The sequence below is a fragment of the Variovorax boronicumulans genome, from assembly GCF_029892485.1.
GTDB lineage: Bacteria > Pseudomonadota > Gammaproteobacteria > Burkholderiales > Burkholderiaceae_C > Variovorax > Variovorax boronicumulans_B.
In genome coordinates, this window is the sequence record NZ_JARXVG010000012.1 from 189,306 (window position 1) to 205,410 (window position 16,105).

Annotated in this window: 16 protein-coding genes and 1 tRNA gene; 6 read left to right on the forward strand and 11 right to left on the reverse strand. The window is 66.6% G+C overall.

Annotated features, from left to right (window positions below; translation table 11 throughout):
* Window positions 1-51 precede the first annotated feature (51 nt).
* The 6 genes from M2282_RS24920 to yaaA form a co-directional block, all read right to left on the reverse strand.
* Window positions 52-942 carry a LysR substrate-binding domain-containing protein gene (locus M2282_RS24920; protein WP_280811451.1) on the reverse strand — a complete coding sequence of 297 codons (891 nt, stop codon included), beginning with the start codon at window positions 940-942 and terminating at the stop codon, window positions 52-54.
* A gap of 87 nt (window positions 943-1,029) precedes the next feature.
* A complete protein-coding gene (locus tag M2282_RS24925; RefSeq protein WP_280811452.1) occupies window positions 1,030-1,935 on the reverse strand; it encodes an SDR family oxidoreductase in 906 nt (301 codons plus the stop codon).
* Window positions 1,936-2,047: 112 nt separating this feature from the next.
* Window positions 2,048-2,923: an NADPH-dependent 7-cyano-7-deazaguanine reductase QueF gene (queF, locus tag M2282_RS24930; RefSeq protein ID WP_280811453.1), complete on the reverse strand. Its 876-nt coding sequence runs from the start codon at window positions 2,921-2,923 to the stop codon at window positions 2,048-2,050.
* The gene (locus tag M2282_RS24935; protein ID WP_280811454.1) at window positions 2,920-3,822 is read right to left on the reverse strand and encodes an alpha/beta fold hydrolase; all 903 of its coding nucleotides are present in this window, start codon (window positions 3,820-3,822) and stop codon (window positions 2,920-2,922) included. The genes queF and M2282_RS24935 overlap by 4 nt, the downstream gene beginning before the upstream one ends.
* A gap of 13 nt (window positions 3,823-3,835) precedes the next feature.
* On the reverse strand, window positions 3,836-4,678 hold the full coding sequence (locus M2282_RS24940) for a 2OG-Fe(II) oxygenase (protein ID WP_280811455.1): 843 nt from the start codon (window positions 4,676-4,678) through the stop codon (window positions 3,836-3,838).
* Entirely contained in the window at window positions 4,678-5,460 is a 783-nt protein-coding gene (gene yaaA, locus M2282_RS24945; RefSeq protein WP_280811456.1) for a peroxide stress protein YaaA, read from the reverse strand. The genes M2282_RS24940 and yaaA overlap by 1 nt, the downstream gene beginning before the upstream one ends.
* Before the next feature lie 107 nt (window positions 5,461-5,567).
* Here yaaA and M2282_RS24950 point away from each other — a divergent pair, with 107 nt between their 5' ends.
* The gene (locus M2282_RS24950; RefSeq protein WP_280811457.1) at window positions 5,568-8,447 is read left to right on the forward strand and encodes a valine--tRNA ligase; all 2,880 of its coding nucleotides are present in this window, start codon (window positions 5,568-5,570) and stop codon (window positions 8,445-8,447) included.
* A gap of 102 nt (window positions 8,448-8,549) precedes the next feature.
* Window positions 8,550-9,440, forward strand: coding sequence for a UTP--glucose-1-phosphate uridylyltransferase GalU (gene galU, locus M2282_RS24955; RefSeq protein ID WP_280811458.1), 891 nt, complete (start codon window positions 8,550-8,552; stop codon window positions 9,438-9,440).
* Between the two features lie 67 nt (window positions 9,441-9,507).
* Here galU and M2282_RS24960 read toward each other — a convergent pair whose 3' ends face one another.
* The 3 genes from M2282_RS24960 to cysM form a co-directional block, all read right to left on the reverse strand.
* On the reverse strand, window positions 9,508-9,735 hold the full coding sequence (locus tag M2282_RS24960) for a sulfurtransferase TusA family protein (protein ID WP_280811459.1): 228 nt from the start codon (window positions 9,733-9,735) through the stop codon (window positions 9,508-9,510).
* A complete protein-coding gene (locus M2282_RS24965) occupies window positions 9,725-10,303 on the reverse strand; it encodes an NUDIX domain-containing protein (RefSeq protein WP_280811460.1) in 579 nt (192 codons plus the stop codon). Before M2282_RS24965 ends, M2282_RS24960 begins: the two co-directional genes overlap by 11 nt.
* A gap of 62 nt (window positions 10,304-10,365) precedes the next feature.
* Window positions 10,366-11,268, reverse strand: a complete 903-nt coding sequence (gene cysM, locus M2282_RS24970) for a cysteine synthase CysM (RefSeq protein WP_280811461.1) — start codon at window positions 11,266-11,268, stop codon at window positions 10,366-10,368.
* Between the two features lie 42 nt (window positions 11,269-11,310).
* Here cysM and M2282_RS24975 point away from each other — a divergent pair.
* Together M2282_RS24975 and M2282_RS24980 are read left to right on the forward strand one after the other, a co-directional pair.
* Window positions 11,311-11,395 (forward strand) — tRNA-Leu (locus M2282_RS24975).
* 67 nt (window positions 11,396-11,462) lie between these two features.
* Complete coding sequence (locus tag M2282_RS24980) at window positions 11,463-12,110, forward strand: SGNH/GDSL hydrolase family protein (protein ID WP_280811462.1); 648 nt, start codon at window positions 11,463-11,465, stop codon at window positions 12,108-12,110.
* Window positions 12,111-12,161: 51 nt separating this feature from the next.
* On the opposite strand, the gene M2282_RS24985 is transcribed toward M2282_RS24980, so the two are convergent.
* On the reverse strand, window positions 12,162-13,094 hold the full coding sequence (locus M2282_RS24985) for an SDR family oxidoreductase (protein ID WP_280811463.1): 933 nt from the start codon (window positions 13,092-13,094) through the stop codon (window positions 12,162-12,164).
* Between the two features lie 56 nt (window positions 13,095-13,150).
* On the opposite strand from M2282_RS24985, the gene M2282_RS24990 reads away from it, so the two are divergent.
* On the forward strand, window positions 13,151-14,215 hold the full coding sequence (locus tag M2282_RS24990; protein ID WP_280811465.1) for a CDP-6-deoxy-delta-3,4-glucoseen reductase: 1,065 nt from the start codon (window positions 13,151-13,153) through the stop codon (window positions 14,213-14,215).
* A 24-nt stretch (window positions 14,216-14,239) separates the two neighbouring features.
* Entirely contained in the window at window positions 14,240-15,214 is a 975-nt protein-coding gene (locus M2282_RS24995) for a Bug family tripartite tricarboxylate transporter substrate binding protein (protein ID WP_280811467.1), read from the forward strand.
* Between the two features lie 118 nt (window positions 15,215-15,332).
* Here the strand turns inward: M2282_RS24995 and M2282_RS25000 are convergent, their stop codons facing one another.
* Window positions 15,333-16,097, reverse strand: a complete 765-nt coding sequence (locus tag M2282_RS25000) for an ABC transporter ATP-binding protein (RefSeq protein ID WP_280811497.1) — start codon at window positions 16,095-16,097, stop codon at window positions 15,333-15,335.
* Window positions 16,098-16,105: the final 8 nt, after the last annotated feature.

Here is a 16,105-nt window from a genome sequence, read left to right on the forward strand (position 1 = left end):
GCCGCACCGCAGACCGGGCGGCACCCCGAACAAGGCCCTGAACAGCAGCGCCTAAGGTGCGACGAGATGATCGAACAACTCGCGCGCAGAAGCCGGCAACTGATCCCGACTGCGAGCAATGAGCTTGAGCGCCCGCTCCGCCCACGCATCACTGAGCGCAACAGTAGAGATCCGCATCGCCATTGAAAGCCGCTGCGCAGAAGAAGCCGGCAACACACCGACCCCCACACCCGCTTCGATCATCAGGCAGATCGCTTCGAAGCTGCTGACTTGGATGCGCGGATTGAAACCCCGCCCCGCCAGCTCCGCGCGGCGTTGCAAGAACCGATGGATGGCGCTGCCATGGTGCAGCCCCACATGCTGCTCATCGAGCGTGTCGGCAAAAGCCACCGATGGCGCGCCCGCCAGGTGATGCGCCTTCGGCACCACCAGCACCAGCTGGTTGCTGCCGAACGCGCGCGCATCGAAATCGCCCGTGTGCACGTCGCCTGCGAGGATGCCGATGTCGGCCTCGCCATCGGCCACCGCGCGCACGATTTCCTCGCTCAGGTACTCGCGCAGATCCACCTGCACGGCCGGGTGCTGCGTCAGAAAACCCGCGAGCTTCTGCGGCAGGTATTCGGTGATCGACGTGGTGTTGGCGAACACCCGCACATGGCCCTTGATGCCCTTGCCGAAGTCCTGCATGTCGCAGCGCAGGTGCTCCATCTGCTGCATCACGCGCTTGGCGTGATAGAGCACCGCCTGCCCCGCGGCCGTGAGGCTCACGCCCTGCGCACTGCGGTGCAGCAGCTTGCCGCCCACGGCCTCTTCCATCTGCTTGATGCGCGTGGAGGCGGCAGCCAGCGAGATGCACGCCTTCTCCGCGCCGCGCGTGAGGCTGCGCGCATCCGCCACGTAGACGAACAGTTTCAGGTCGAACAGGTCGAAATGCAGGTTCACCGGGCGGGCATGAAGGGAGCGGGAGGAAGGTGCATTGTCCGGCGAACGGCGCCGCCCGCATCCGCTTGCGGGTTTGTCCTCATGCCCTCAAACCGGGTCCCAGCTGAACACGTCCGCCGAGCGGTCCAGCGGGTAGAAGCTCGCGCGCATCGCAGGCATGGCGTGCTCGGCAATGCTCTGCGGCGTCCAGCCTTCGGAGCGATGCACCGAGCGCACCGGCCGCGGCTGGCTGATGAGCGAGATCTCGTTGTTGCGCACCGAGAAGATCTGCCCGTTGACCGCGCTCGCCGCATCGCTCGCCAGGTACACCGCGAGCGGCGCGACCTTGGCCGGCGTCATCTGCTTGATCTTGTCGACGCGGGCGCGCTGCTCGTCGGTGTCGGTGGGAATCGCGCCGATCATGCGGCTCCACGCGAAGGGCGCGATGCAGTTGGAGCGCACGTTGAACTTCAGCATGTCGAGCGCGATGGACTTCGACAGCGCCACGATGCCCAGCTTGGCCGCCGCGTAGTTGGCCTGCCCGAAGTTGCCAATGAGGCCCGAGGTCGAGGTCATGTGCACCATCGCGCCGGCGTTCTGCTCCTTGAAGTGCGTCGCGGCCGCGCGGCTCACGTAGTAGGCGCCGTAGAGGTGCACCTTGAGCACCGCGTCCCATTCGTCTACCGACATCTTGTGGAAGAAGCGATCGCGCAGGATGCCGGCGTTGTTGACCACTGCATCGATGCGGCCGAAGCTTTCGACGGCGCATTCGACGATGCGCGCGGCGCTTGCGGCGTCGGCCACGCTGTCGGTGTTGGGCACGGCCTCGCCGCCCGCGGCGCGGATCTCGTCTACCACCTGTTGCGCAGGGCCGGCACTGCCACCGCCGCCATCGAGCGCGGCACCGATGTCATTGACCACCACTCTTGCGCCGTTCTTGGCCATGGCCAGCGCGATGTCGCGCCCGATGCCACCGCCCGCGCCGGTGACGACGACCGCTTTTCCTTCAACCATGTTTGTCTCTGCTCCGGAGGTTCGACCGCAGGCTCGCGGGCCAACTCAGAATGCCACAGCGGGCACGCAGCGAGTTTCTGATTTCCGAAGAGGGGCTTCGCCCCCGCTGTGCCTACTGCCGTGCGGTACGGATGTTCGCCGGCAGCGCCTGCGGCCAACTCGTGCGGAACGGATTGATATCGAGCCCGCCGCGCCGCGTGTACCGCGCATACACCGCCAGCTTGGTCGGTTTGCAGCGGCTCCAGATGTCCGTGAACATCCGCTCCGCGCAGGGCTCGTGGAACTCGTTGTGGTTGCGAAAGCTCACGATGTACGCGAGCAGCCCGGCCTGGTCGATGGGCGGGCCGCTGTAACGGATCTGCACGCTGCCCCAGTCGGGCTGGCCGGTGACGAGGCAGTTGCTTTTCAGAAGCCGGCTGGTGAGGGTTTCGTTCACATGCACCTGCGTGGTGTCGCTCGACAGAAGCTCGGGCGCGGGCTGGTAGTGCGTGCACTCGATGTCGAGCCGGTCGAGGTCGAGGCCGTCGATCTCGTGCACCGGCTCGCGGTCGAACAGGTCTGGCGTGAGCAGCTTCACGCCGATGCCGGCCGACTGGTCGCTGCCGCGCCAGGCAGCTTCGGCCAGGTCGGTGCGCAGGTGCTCGCGCACGGCGTCGATGCTCGCGAAGGTGCTGTTGTTGAAACTGTTGAGGTACAGCTTGAACGACTTGCTTTCGATGATGTTGGGCGTTTCGCAGGGGATGGTGAAGTGCGCAATGGCCAGCTGCGGCTTGCCGCGCGGGTTGAGCCAGCTCACCTCGAAGGCGGTCCAGAGGTCGGCGCCGAAGAACGGCAGCGCATCGCTCCGGATGCCCATGGCCTCGCGCTGCGTGGCGCGGGCGATGGGGAAGAGCAGCGAAGGGTCGTATCTGTCGGCGTAGGCCGAGGCGCGGCCCAACTGCGATTGCTCGGGGGTGTTGGGGTTGTCGGGGTGGTTGTCGAGGCTCATGGCGTCTTGTCCTTGGCGTCCACCGCATGGGCGAACGGGGCGATGTGGTTGGCGAGGATGGTGCAGACCTCGGGCGGCAGGTCGTGGCCCATGCCGGGAACGGAAATGAAGGTCGAACCGGGGATGCGCGCAGCCGAATCCTTGCCGCAGGCGATGGGCACGAGCGCATCGGCTTCGCCGTGCAGCACCAGCGTCGGGCGCCGGATGCGCGCGAGCACCTGGGGGCGGTCGTCGTCGGCGCCGATGGCGAGCATCTGCCGCATCAGCCCGGCCGGATGGTAGGCACGGCGCATGCTGAAGACGAGGCGCTCGGCCAGTTCTTCGTCGGTCTGCGGATAGGCCGGGCTCTGGATCAGCCGCAGCAACCGGATGCTGTGCGCGACGAGCTCTGCCTCGCCCTTGCCGAGCGGCCGGCGCATGAGCATGGCCGCCACTTCGCGGCGCGGGCCGGGCAGGCCGCGCGCGCCGCTCGAACTCATGATGCTCACGAGACTGGCCGTGCGCTCCGGCGCCGTGGCGGCCAGGCGCTGCGCGATCATGCCGCCCATCGAGGCGCCGACGATGTGCGCCTTGGCGATGCCCAACGCATCCAGCACGCCGATCGAATCGTGCGTCATGTCCTGCAGCGTGTACGCCGAGCGCACCTTCAGGCCGAGCCGGTGGCGGATGGTTTCCCACACGATGTTGCCGACGCCCGCATGGTCGAAGCCCTGGCTGAGGCCGATGTCGCGGTTGTCGTGGCGCACCACGCGAAAGCCCGCGTCGACCAACTGCTGCACGAAGGCGGCGGGCCATGCGACCAGCTGCATGCCGAGGCCCATGATGAGCAGGATGACGGGGCGCCCTTCGCCTCCGGTGTCGTCGACTTCGATCTGCAGCCCGTTGGCGGTGACTTTCATCGGTTCCCCGTCGTTACTTGAATTCGCGCTCGCGCAGCCACTTGGTGGCGACCCACTTCTCACCCGCGAGCACCGGCGCGCCGCCATGCAGCGTCCGGGTGACCGGGTCGGGGCGGTCGTAGCTGAAGAAGACGCCAGTGCCGCGCACGGGCGCGACTTCGAGCCCCACATCGGGGAAGGTGGTGGCGCCGCCCTGCTCGGGCTCCTGCAGGTACATCACCAGCGTGGCCACGCGCTGGCCGCCGCGCTTGAGGATGGTGGGCGTGCCGGACTCGTGGGGGTCGAAGTAGTCGTAGTGGGGGCGGTACTGCGCGCCGGGCGCGTAGCGCAGGATCTGCAGGCCTTCGCCGTATTCGAGCGGCCAGCGCAGCAGCGTGGCCAGGCGTTGTTCCAGCCGCGCGACGATTTCGTTCTCTCCGCGCTCGAAGAACATGCCGTCGCTGGTGCGATCGACGTTGAGCACCTCGCCGCCGGTGCGCGTTTCCACGGTGAGCGAGCGCGCGAGCCGCACGCGCGCCGCGGCGATCAGCCCCTCGCATTCCTCACCCGACAGCAGGTTGCCGAAGACGATGACGCGCGGATGCCGCATCGTCTGCAGCACCTGGATGCGACGGTCACCGGCGTCGATGTAGAGCGGCGCGCCCTCGAGATCGGGACCCGGCATCTCGGTGCGCGCCGGCGCCAGCGCCACCTCGACATTGGGGAAGCCGGCCTCCAGCTGGGCCAGCGCCACGTCGGTGGCCGAATCTTGCCAGCCGGCCGCGCGCATCGACGCACGCAGCGCAGGCACCGAATGACCGGCCGCCAGCTGGGCAACCAGCCATTCGCGCAACTCCGGACTGATCGGTTGGGACATCAGACTTTTCTCCTGAACACCAGCCTTTCGGCGGTTGAGACCTCTGGGTCGAAACCATAGCCTTCAAGGTCGAATTTTTCCAGCGCCTTGGGCGTGGCCGCCTTGTGTAGCACGGCCCAGCGCGCGAGCAGGCCGCGGGCGCGCTTGGCGAAGAAGCTCACGATCTTGTACTTGTCGCCCTTCCACTCCTGGAACACGCATTCGACCACGCGCGCCTTGAGCACCTTCTGGTCGACCGACTTGAAGTATTCCTGCGAGGCCACGTTGACGACCACCGGCGTGCGATCAGCCGCGAGGCGCTCGTTCAGGTGCTCGGCAATGCGCGAGCCCCAGAAGGCATACAGGTCCTTGCCGTGGCGGTTGGCCAGTTGGGTGCCCATTTCGAGTCGGTAGGGCTGCAGGCGGTCGAGCGGCCGCAGGATGCCGTAGAGGCCGCTGAGGATGCAGACGTGGTCCTGCGCCCAGGCGAGCTGCGCGGGCGTGAGGCTGCGGGCATCGAGCCCGCCGTAGACGTCGCCGTCGAATGCAAAGGCGGCTTGGCGGGCGTTCTTCGCGGTGCTCTTGGCGGACCAGGCCTCGTAGCGGGCCGCGTTGAGGGCGGAGAGCTTGTCCGAGAGGTGCATGAGCTCGGAGATCTCGAGGGGCGATTTATCGCGCAGCAGCTTGATCAGCTCGGTCGAGGGGCCGCGCGGGGCTTCGAAATGGGGTTGGGTGGCAGGGACTTCGGGGGGAACCGGGGTGTCGTAGTCGAGTGACTTTGCGGGGGAAAGCAGGAAGAGCATCCCGGAATTATGAGTGGCGCCTGTGTCACCGAGTCGCCCCGGTAAAATCGTGGGCTGTCCCACCTGTTCCCCACGGCCGCCCCCGAAGGCGCCGTTCTGCACTTCCCATGAGCGAACCCATCACCCCTGCCGCCCAACCTGGACTGGAGAGCCTGTCCAAATCGTTCGAACCCGCCGCCATCGAGGCGCACTGGGGCCCCGAATGGGAAAAGCGCGGCTACGCGAAGGCCGGCTACCGCGGCACGCAGCAGCCCAAGGAAGGCGCCGAGTCGTTCGCGATCCAGCTGCCGCCGCCGAACGTGACCGGCACGCTGCACATGGGCCATGCGTTCAACCAGACGATCATGGACAGCCTCACGCGCTACCACCGCATGAAGGGCGACAACACGCTGTGGCTGCCGGGCACCGACCACGCCGGCATCGCCACGCAGATCGTGGTGGAGCGCCAGCTGCAGGAGCAGAAGGTCAGCCGCCATGACCTGGGCCGCAAGAACTTCGTGGCGCGTGTGTGGGAATGGAAAGAGAAGTCGGGCAACACCATCACCCAGCAGATGCGCCGCATGGGCGACACGGTCGATTGGAGCCGCGAGTACTTCACGATGGACGAGGACCTCTCGGCGGTCGTGACGCAGACCTTCGTGAAGCTCTACGAAGAGGGCCTCATCTACCGCGGCAAGCGCCTGGGCAACTGGGACCCGGTGCTCAAGACCTCGGTGAGCGACCTCGAGGTCGAGAGCGAGGAAGAAGACGGCTCGCTCTGGCACATCGCCTACCCGCTGGAAGACGGCAGCGGCAGGCTGACCGTGGCCACCACCCGGCCCGAAACCATGCTCGGCGACACGGCCGTGATGGTCCACCCGGAAGACGAGCGCTACAGGCACCTGATCGGCCAGCGCGTGAAGCTGCCGCTGGTGGACCGGCTGATCCCGATCATCGCGGACGACTACGTCGACAAGGCATTCGGCACCGGCGTGGTCAAGGTCACGCCAGCCCACGACTACAACGACTATGCGGTCGGCCAGCGCCACAAGCTCGATGTGATCGGCATCCTCACGCTGGACGCGACCATCAACGACAACGCACCCGAGAAGTACCGCGGCATGGACCGCTTCGTGGCACGCAAGGCCATCGTGGCCGACCTGGACGCGCTGGGCCTGCTCGTCGAGGTGAAGAAGCACAAGCTGATGGTGCCGCGCTGCGCGCGCTCGGGCGCCATCGTCGAGCCGATGCTCACCGACCAGTGGTACGTGGCCATGACGCGCCCGGGCGCGGACGGCCAATCGATCGCGCAGAAAGCCATCGACGTGGTGAAGTCGGGCGAGGTTCGCTTCGTGCCCGAGAACTGGGTCAACACCTACAACCACTGGATGGAGAACATCCAGGACTGGACGATCTCGCGGCAGCTCTGGTGGGGCCACCAGATTCCGGCCTGGTACGACGAGGAAGGCAATGTGTACGTGGCCGAGAGCGAGGCGGATGCCCAGGCCAAGGCGCCCGGCAAGACACTCACTCGCGACGAGGACGTGCTCGACACCTGGTACTCGGCGGCGCTGGTGCCCTTCTCTTCGCTCGGCTGGCCCGAAAAGACACAGGACCTCGACCTGTACCTGCCCTCGCAGGTGCTCGTGACGGGCTACGACATCATCTTCTTCTGGGTCGCCCGGATGATCATGATGACCAAGCACTTCACCGGCAAGGTGCCGTTCAAGGACGTGTACATCCACGGCCTGGTGCGCGATTCGCAGGGCAAGAAGATGAGCAAGTCCGAAGGCAACGTGCTCGACCCGGTCGACCTGATCGATGGCATCCAGCTGCCCGAACTGCTGGACAAGCGCACGCAAGGCCTTCGCAAGCCCGAGACGGCGCCTGCGGTGCGCAAGAACACGCAGAAGGAATTTCCGGAGGGCATTCCGGCCTTCGGCGCGGATGCGCTGCGCTTCACCTTCGCGTCGCTGGCCTCGCTCGGCCGCAGCATCAACTTCGACTCGAAGCGCTGCGAGGGCTATCGCAACTTCTGCAACAAGCTGTGGAACGCCACGCGCTTCGTGCTGATGAACTGCGAAGGCCAGGACTGCGGCCTCATGGAGCACACGAAGGAAGAGTGCAAGGTCGGCGGCCCGGCCCATGGCTACCTGAAGTTCAGCCGCGCGGACTACTGGATCGTCTCGCAGCTGCAGCGCGTGGAAGCCGAGGTGGCCAAGGGCTTCGAGGAGTATCGGCTCGACAACGTGGCCAACGCGATCTACCAGTTCGCGTGGGACGAGTTCTGCGACTGGTACCTGGAAATCGCCAAGGTGCAGATCCAGACCGGCGACGAATCGCAGAAGCGCGCCACGCGCCGCACGCTGATCCGCACGCTCGAGACGCTGCTGCGCCTGGCGCATCCGGTGATTCCGTTCATCACGGAAGAGCTGTGGCAGAAGGTGTCGAAGGTGGCGGGCCGCGAGGGCGAGTCGATCATGATCGCCGCGTATCCGAAGAGCCAGCCCGAGAAGATCGACGAGGCGGCCGAGGCGCATGTGGCGCGGCTGAAGGCGCTGGTGGATGCATGCCGCACGCTGCGTGGCGAGATGAACGTGTCGCCCGCCACGCGCCTGCCGCTCTACGCGGTGGCCGACGATGCCGAAGGCGCGGCGTTCCTGCGCGAATCGGCACCGGTGCTGCAGGCGCTCGCCAAGCTCAAGGAAGTGAAGGTCTTCGACGACGAGGCTTCGTGGCAAGCCGCGGCCGAGGCGGCACCCGTTGCAGTGGTGGGCGCGGCGCGCCTGTGCCTGCACATGGAGATCGACAAGGCGGCCGAAAAGCTTCGCATCGGCAAGGAGATCGCGCGCATCGAAGGCGAGATCGCAAAGGTGCACGCCAAACTCGGTAACGAAGCGTTCGTCGCGAAAGCGCCTCCGGCGGTGATCGAGCAAGAACGTAAACGTCTGACTGACTTTTCGGCCACTCTGGAGCGGCTTCGCGACCAACTTGTACGCCTAGGCTGACAGACGCAGGGCATCGAAGGCGTTTAGGATTCCGGGAGCGGCTTCGTGCCGTCCCCGCATCCGGAATTTCCCTACCCCTTTCAGAAAGACGCTGAACTGCCCATGTCCACTTCCTCGACACGCATCCGCAAGGCCGTATTTCCTGTTGCAGGCTTCGGCACCCGCTTTCTGCCGGCCACCAAGGCACAGCCCAAGGAAATGCTGCCGGTGGTCGACAAGCCGCTGATCCAGTACGCCGTCGAGGAAGCCTATGCCGCGGGCATCCGCGACATGATTTTTGTGACTGGCCGCAACAAGCGTGCGATCGAAGATCACTACGACACCGCCTACGAACTCGAAAGCCAGCTCGAAGCCAGCGGCAAGGATGCGCTGCTGAAGATTGCGCGTTCTGTGATGCCCGACGACATGACCTGCTCGTACGTGCGCCAGCCGCGCATGCTGGGCCTGGGCCACGCCGTGCTGTGCGCCGAGCACCTGGTCGGCAACGAGCCTTTCGCCGTGCTGCTCGCCGACGACTTGATGGTCGGCCCCGAGGGCGGCGAGCCGGTGCTCGCGCAGATGACGTCGGCTTTCGCGCGCCTGGGCGGCTCGCTGCTGGCGGTGCAGGAAGTGCCGCTCGCGCACGTCAAGCGCTACGGCATCGTGGCTGGCGAACAGATCGAGGAAGGCCTGGTGAAAGTCAACCGCATGGTCGAGAAGCCCAAGCCTGAAGATGCGCCCTCGCGCCTGGGCGTGGCGGGCCGCTACATCCTCACGCCGGGCGTGTTCGACGAGATCCGCAACCAGCCCAAGGGCGCGGGCGGCGAGATCCAGCTGACCGACGGCATCGCGGCGCTGATGAAGAAGGAATCGGTCTACGCATACGCCTACAAGGGCATCCGCTACGACTGCGGCAGCAAGGAAGGCTTCCTGCAGGCCACGGTGGAACTGGCGCTGGCGCACCCCGAAGTGGGCGACGAATTCCGCGAATACCTCAAGAGCCTGAAGCTCTGAGACGCGCCGGGAAGCACCAAAGCAAAAGGGGCCGCTGGGCCCCTTTGCTTTTGCGCTCGAGTAGTCGTTAGCGCCGCTTCAACACATGGATGAAATCGGTGTCGACGGTCTGCTGCTCCATGAGTTCGTTGCCGGTCTGGCGCGCGAAGGCCTGGAAGTCGCGCACCGATCCGGGGTCGGTCGACACCACCTTGAGCAGTTGCCCGCTCGCCATGTCGTTGAGCGACTTCTTCGCCTTGAGGATGGGCAGCGGGCAGTTCAGCCCGCGGGTGTCGATTTCGCGATCAACTTCCACGCTGGGGCTCCTCGGGCGGCAGGTTCAGGCCGCGGCGGCGTTCTTCGTTCTCGGCGGCGGTGAAGAACACGGGTTCGTGGCCCCGCGTGCGCAACCAGTCGGCCAGTGCGTAGCCCGTGCCCGCGGGCCAGCAGCGAAGGTCCGGCAGGTCGTAGAGGCGGTAGTCCACCAGCTCGGGCGAGAGCTTCACCTCGCCGTCGGCCACCACATGGTAGGCGATGATGATCTGGTTCATGCGCTGGAAGTCGTAGGCACCCACGAGCTTCGTGGCGCTCACATCGAGGTTGGTTTCTTCCTTCACCTCGCGTGCGATGCCTTCCTCGGGCGTCTCGCCGGCTTCCATGAACCCGGTGATCAGCGCGAACATCTTGCCGGGCCAGGCCGCATTGCGCGCCAGCAGCACCTGGCCGCGGTACTCGACGATGGCCGCGAGCACGGGCGTGGGATTGTTCCAGTGCGTGTGGCCGCAGTTCGGGCAACGCAGGCGCTCCTTGGGACCGCCGTCTTCCATCAACGCGATCCATTCCAGCGGCGTGGCGCAGACCTGGCAAAACTTGGGGTGGGGCATGGGGCTGCTCTTTTTATGGCGTGCAGCGCCCGTTGATCGGGGCTGCAGCGGGGTCTATTGATTTATGCGGGAAAGACGCCGGTCGACAAATAGCGATCGCCGCGGTCGCACACCACGAACACGATGGTGGCGTTCTCGACCTTCTTGGCGACTTCGAGCGCCGCCCACAACGCGCCGGCCGCGGAGATGCCGCCGAAGATGCCCTCTTCGCGCGCGAGGCGTCGGCACATTTCCTCGGCGTCGTCCTGGCTCACGTTGATTTCTTCGTCGACGCGGCTCGGGTCGTAGATCTTCGGCAGGTACTCGGTGGGCCACTTGCGGATGCCGGGAATGCGCGAGCCCTCGGCCGGCTGGGCGCCGATGATGCGCACCGCAGGGTTCTTTTCCTTCAGGAAACGAGAGACGCCAGTGATGGTGCCGGTGGTGCCCATGGCACTCACGAAGTGCGTGATCTTGCCCTTGGTGTCGGCCCAGATCTCGGGACCGGTGGTCTCGTAGTGGATGCGCGGGTTGTCGGGGTTGGCGAACTGGTCTAGCACCCGGCCCTTGCCTTGGCCAACCATCTGCTCGGCGAGGTCACGGGCGTATTCCATGCCGCCGCTCTTGGGGGTGAGCACCAGTTCGGCGCCGAAGGCCTTCATGGTCTGGGCGCGTTCGACGGAGAGGTCCTCCGGCATGATCAGCACCATGCGGTAGCCCTTGATGGCCGCAGCCATCGCGAGCGCGATGCCGGTGTTGCCCGAGGTGGCTTCGATCAGGGTGTCACCGGGCTTGATTTCGCCGCGTTCCTCGGCGCGCTTGATCATCGAGAGGGCCGGCCGGTCTTTGACAGATCCCGCGGGGTTGTTGCCTTCGAGCTTGCCGAGGATCACGTTTCCGCGCTTGGCATTTTCGGCTGCATCGATGCGTTGCAGAGCGACCAGGGGGGTCTTGCCAATGGCGTCTTCGATCGTCGGATAATTCATGGCAGCCACTGTGCCATAATTTTGGGCTTCGTTCAGAACCCTGCCCGGGTGGTGAAATTGGTAGACGCAGGGGACTCAAAATCCCCCACCGAAAGGTGTGCCGGTTCGATTCCGGCCCCGGGCACCATCGATACCGTGCTGTCGATATGGCAAAAGGGCTTCCCCGTACCTCCTCGGGAGGCACACTGATCGCCATGCGAAATCGCTCGCGCCGCACAGTGCGCACCCTCTCCCCTCTTCTCTGGCTGGCCCTGGCCATCGGCGCCAGCTCCGCCGTCGCCGCACCCGATTGCACCGTCGCCCTCTGGGGCGATTCGATCCTCTACGGCGGCTTCGGCGCGTCGACGACGAACCGCATCAAGGAGCCGCCGGCGGTCGCGCTCAAGCGCATCCGCCCCGCCTGGACGATTGCCGACTACAGCATGCCGGGCGACAGCGCCCACAGGCGCCTGCCGAGTTTCGTGCTGCAACCGATGCCGGCACGCGTGGTGGTGCTGCAGTACGGCATCAACGACGCCGGCAACCGCTATCCCTACCAACCCGCGCTGCGCGCGATGGTCGACTACGCCAAGGCCGCGGGCAAGACGCCGATCATCACCGGCCTCTCGCAGGTCAGGGCCGGCCGCATGCCGCTGCGCGACGAATACGACACCATCGCGCGGCGCGTGGCCAGCGAGGAAGGCGCATTGTTCGCCGACTGGGGCGCCGTGCGCTTCGATCCTGCCGACATGGCGGACGACATCCATCCCCTGCAGCCGTACAGCACGCGACTCGTCGAGCGGCTGGCGCTGGCGCTCGACGAAGTCGCGCCCGAATGTGCGGAGCCTGCCAGGCAGGGTTAGACCAGCGAACCGGTCACCTCGGTCGCGGTGACGACGAAGCGCATGGCGCCCTCAGGCGTCGGCGCGCAGGCCGGTGTGCACCGTCGGATGTGCAAGCCGCACGCGCAGCTCGCGCTTGAGCCGCGTGTTGTCGAGCCGGCGCGATTCGCCCATGAAGCTCAGCAGTTGCAGCGGCAACTGGCGCTGCGCCTCTTCGCGCGCCACGCGCGGCGGGCGCGGCATGCCGTAGAGATCGGCCGCCAGATCGACGTAGTCGCCCATGCGCAGCTCGGTGTCGTCCGAGGCATGGACGATGCGCTGCGGCCGGCCGCGGAACAGCGATGCAATGCAGGCCCGCGCCAGGTCGTCTGCATGGATGTGGCTGGTGTAAACGTCGTCCTCCCGCCGCAGCACCGGCGTGCCGCGCTGCAGGCGGCCTCGCGGTGTGCCGTTCTCGCGATCCGGCGCGTAGATACCGGGAATGCGCAGGATGCTCGCGCGCACGCCGGCGCTGCGGCCCAGCCAGCGCACGGCGCGCTCGGCGTCCACTCGGCGATGGGAGCGTGGCGTGTCGGGCTGCACGGCGCGTGTTTCGCTCACGCGGGCGCCGCCGCAATCACCGTACACGCCGCTGGTCGAGCCATAGACGAGGGTTGAGGGCACCGAGCGCAACCTCAGTGCGCGTGCCAGCGCCGTGGTGCGCTGGTCGCGCCACCAGGCGGTGCCGCCATCTCGCGCGGGCGGCGCCAGATGCAGCACCCGCGTCGCGATGCCCGCCAGCCGGCGCAGCGTGGCCGGATCGTCCAGGTTGCCCACCAGCGGGCGGATACCGGCCTTGCGCAGCGCGGCGACCCGCTCGGCCGAGGACGTGAGCGCCACCAGCTGCATGCGGCCGCGCAGGTCGCGCGCCACCCGCTGGCCGACGTCGCCGCAACCGACGATCAGGAGGCGCTCGCGCCGGAACCGCGCCGGCAGCGCGCCGGAGGGGCTATTGATTGAAGGCAAAATCCTGTTCCCTTTCCGTTTCAGACCCAGGCTGAAAAACAAGCCGAAGAATACAGATGACTGCTGCACCGCCGCACGAAGCCGGCTTTTCCATCACCGTCGAACCCAGCGGGCGCCATTTCGTGGTTCACGGCGACGAAACCATCCTCGCAGCCGGCATCCGTCAAGGCATCGGCCTGCCCTATGGCTGCAAGGACGGCGCCTGCGGCTCCTGCAAGTGCAAGAAGCTCTCGGGCGAGGTCACCCTCGGTCCCCATCAGAGCAAGGCCCTGAGCGCCGAGGAGCAGCTCGCAGGCTACGTGCTGACCTGCTGCGCCCACGCCACCAGCGACGTGGTGCTCGAATCCCGCCAGGTCACCGAGGCCGGGGCGCTGCCGATCCGCAAGATGCCGGTGCGCGTGCTGGCCCTCACGCGGCAATCGCACGACGTGATGATGCTGCGCCTGCAGCTTCCGGCGGGCGAGCCGCTGCAGTTCCATGCGGGCCAGTACGTGGAGTTCATCCTGCGCGACGGCGCACGGCGCAGCTATTCGATGGCCAATGCGCCGCACACGCTGGCCCAGCCGGGCACGGGCATCGAGTTGCACCTGAGGCACCTGCCGGGAGGCAAGTTCACCGACCACGTGTTCGGCGTCATGAAGGAAAAGGAAATCCTGCGCATCGAAGGCCCCTTCGGCAGCTTCTTCCTGCGCGAGGACTCCGACAAGCCGATGATCCTGCTGGCCTCGGGCACGGGCTTCGCGCCGATCAAGGCGCTGCTGGAGCACATGAAGTTCAAGGGCATCGAGCGGCCCGCCACGCTCTACTGGGGCGGCCGCCGCCCGGAAGACCTGTACATGGACGAATGGGTGCGCGGCCAGTTGGCCCAGATGCCGAACCTGCGCTACGTGCCCGTGATCTCCAATGCCACGCCCGACGACAACTGGACCGGCCGCACCGGCTTCGTCCACCAGGCGGTGCTGGAAGACTTCGCCGACCTCTCGGGCCACCAGGTCTATGCCTGCGGCGCGCCCATCGTGGTCGACTCGGCCAAGCGCGACTATGTGGCGCTGGCAGGCCTGCCCGAAGACGAATTCTTTGCCGACGCCTTCACCACAGAGGCCGACAAGGCGCTGCCCTGATTTTTTCCTCAGAGACAAAGAAGAATGAAAACGAGACGCTTCCTCCTCACCCTGCTCGCAGGCGCCGCAACCCTCGCCGCGGGACACGCCACGGCCCAGCAGCAGCGTCCCATCCGCCTCGTCGTGCCCTACGCCGCTGGCGGCCCGATCGACGTCACCGCGCGCATGCTGGCCGAGCGCGTCAAGGACGTGCTGGGCCCGGTCATCATCGACAACAAGCCGGGTGCGGGTGGCAACATCGGCGCCGACATCGTGGCCAAGGCGCCGCCGGACGGCCTCACCATCGGCATCGCCGCCACCGCCACCAATGCGGTCAACCCCTGGCTCTATAGCAAGATCCCGTTCAACGCCGCGACCGATTTCGCGCCGATCACGCAGATGGTCCGCGTGCCCAACGTGCTGGTGATGAACGCCGAGACGGCCAAGCGCCTGAATATCAACTCGGTGGCCGACCTGATCCGCTATGCCAAGGCCAACCCCGCCAAGCTCAACTACGGCAGCGGCGGCAACGGCAGCGCCGGGCACCTGGCGGGCGAGCTGTTCAAAAAGGAAGCGGGCATCTTCGCACTGCACATTCCGTACAACGGCGGCAACCCGGCGCAGCTGGCGCTGATCTCGGGGCAGGTCGATTTCAACTTCGACAACCTCGCGACCGCGGCGCCGAACATCCGCTCGGGCAAGCTGAAGGCAATTGCGGTGACGACGCTGGAGCGCAGCGCCTCGCTGCCCGAGGTGCCGACAGTGGCAACCACGCTCAAGGGCTTCTCGATCGATACGTGGTGGGGCCTGGTCGCGCCGGCGGGCACGCCGCACGACGTGGTCGTGAAGCTGAACCAGGCCTTCGTCGCCGCGCTGAACGCGCCGGAAACGAAGACCCGTTTTGCATCGCTGCTGGCCGAGCCGGTGGGCAATTCGTCGGAACAGTTCGGCGCTTTCATGAAGACCGAACTCGCAAAATACGAGAAGGTGGTCAAGGCCACCGGCGCAAAGGTCGACTGATACGAAACCGTTCGGGCTGAGCCTGTCGAAGCCTCGCGCGGCGCTTCGACAAGCTCAGCGTGAACGGATTGATCGGCCCGAGCGCAACGCTGTCAACGCGGCCGCCAGGGGCCGCCGCTTATTCGCCCAGATACGCCGCGCGAACTCGCGGGTCGCGCAGCAGCTCCTTGGCGTCGCCGTCCATCGTGATGAGCCCGGACTCCATCACGTAGCCACGGTCGGCCAGTTGCAGTGCGCGGTTGGCGTTCTGCTCCACCAGCAGGATCGTGACGCCCTGCGCGGCCACGGTCTGCACCACCTCGAAGATCTTGTCGCACATGATCGGCGACAGGCCCATGGTGGGTTCATCGAGCAGCAGCACCTTGGGGCGCGCCATCAGCGCGCGGCCCATGGCGAGCATCTGCTGCTCGCCGCCCGACATCGTGCCGGCCAGCTGGTCCTTGCGCTCGCGCAGGCGCGGGAAGGTGACGAACACGCGCTCCATGTCGCTCGCGATGCCAGCCTTGTCGTTGCGGATGTAGGCGCCGATCTGCAGGTTCTCGGTGATCGTCATGCGCGTGAAGACGCCGCGGCCTTCGGGCACCATCACGAGGCCTTCGCCCACCAGGTCCCAGGCGCCGCGGCCCTTGATGCTGCGGCCGAGGAATTCGATGTTGCCCGCGCCCGCAGGCAGCGTGCCGGTGATCGCCTTCATGGTGGTGGTCTTGCCGGCGCCGTTGGAGCCGATCAGCGAGACCAGCTCGCCCTCGCGCACCTCGAAATCCACGCCCTTGACGGCCTGGATGCCGCCGTAGCCGACCTTCAGGCCGCTGACCTTGAGCAGCGTCTTGCCGGCCGCCTTTGCCTGCACCGCGGTGGCGCGGGTTTCTTCTTCGCTCGTCATCGTTGCTG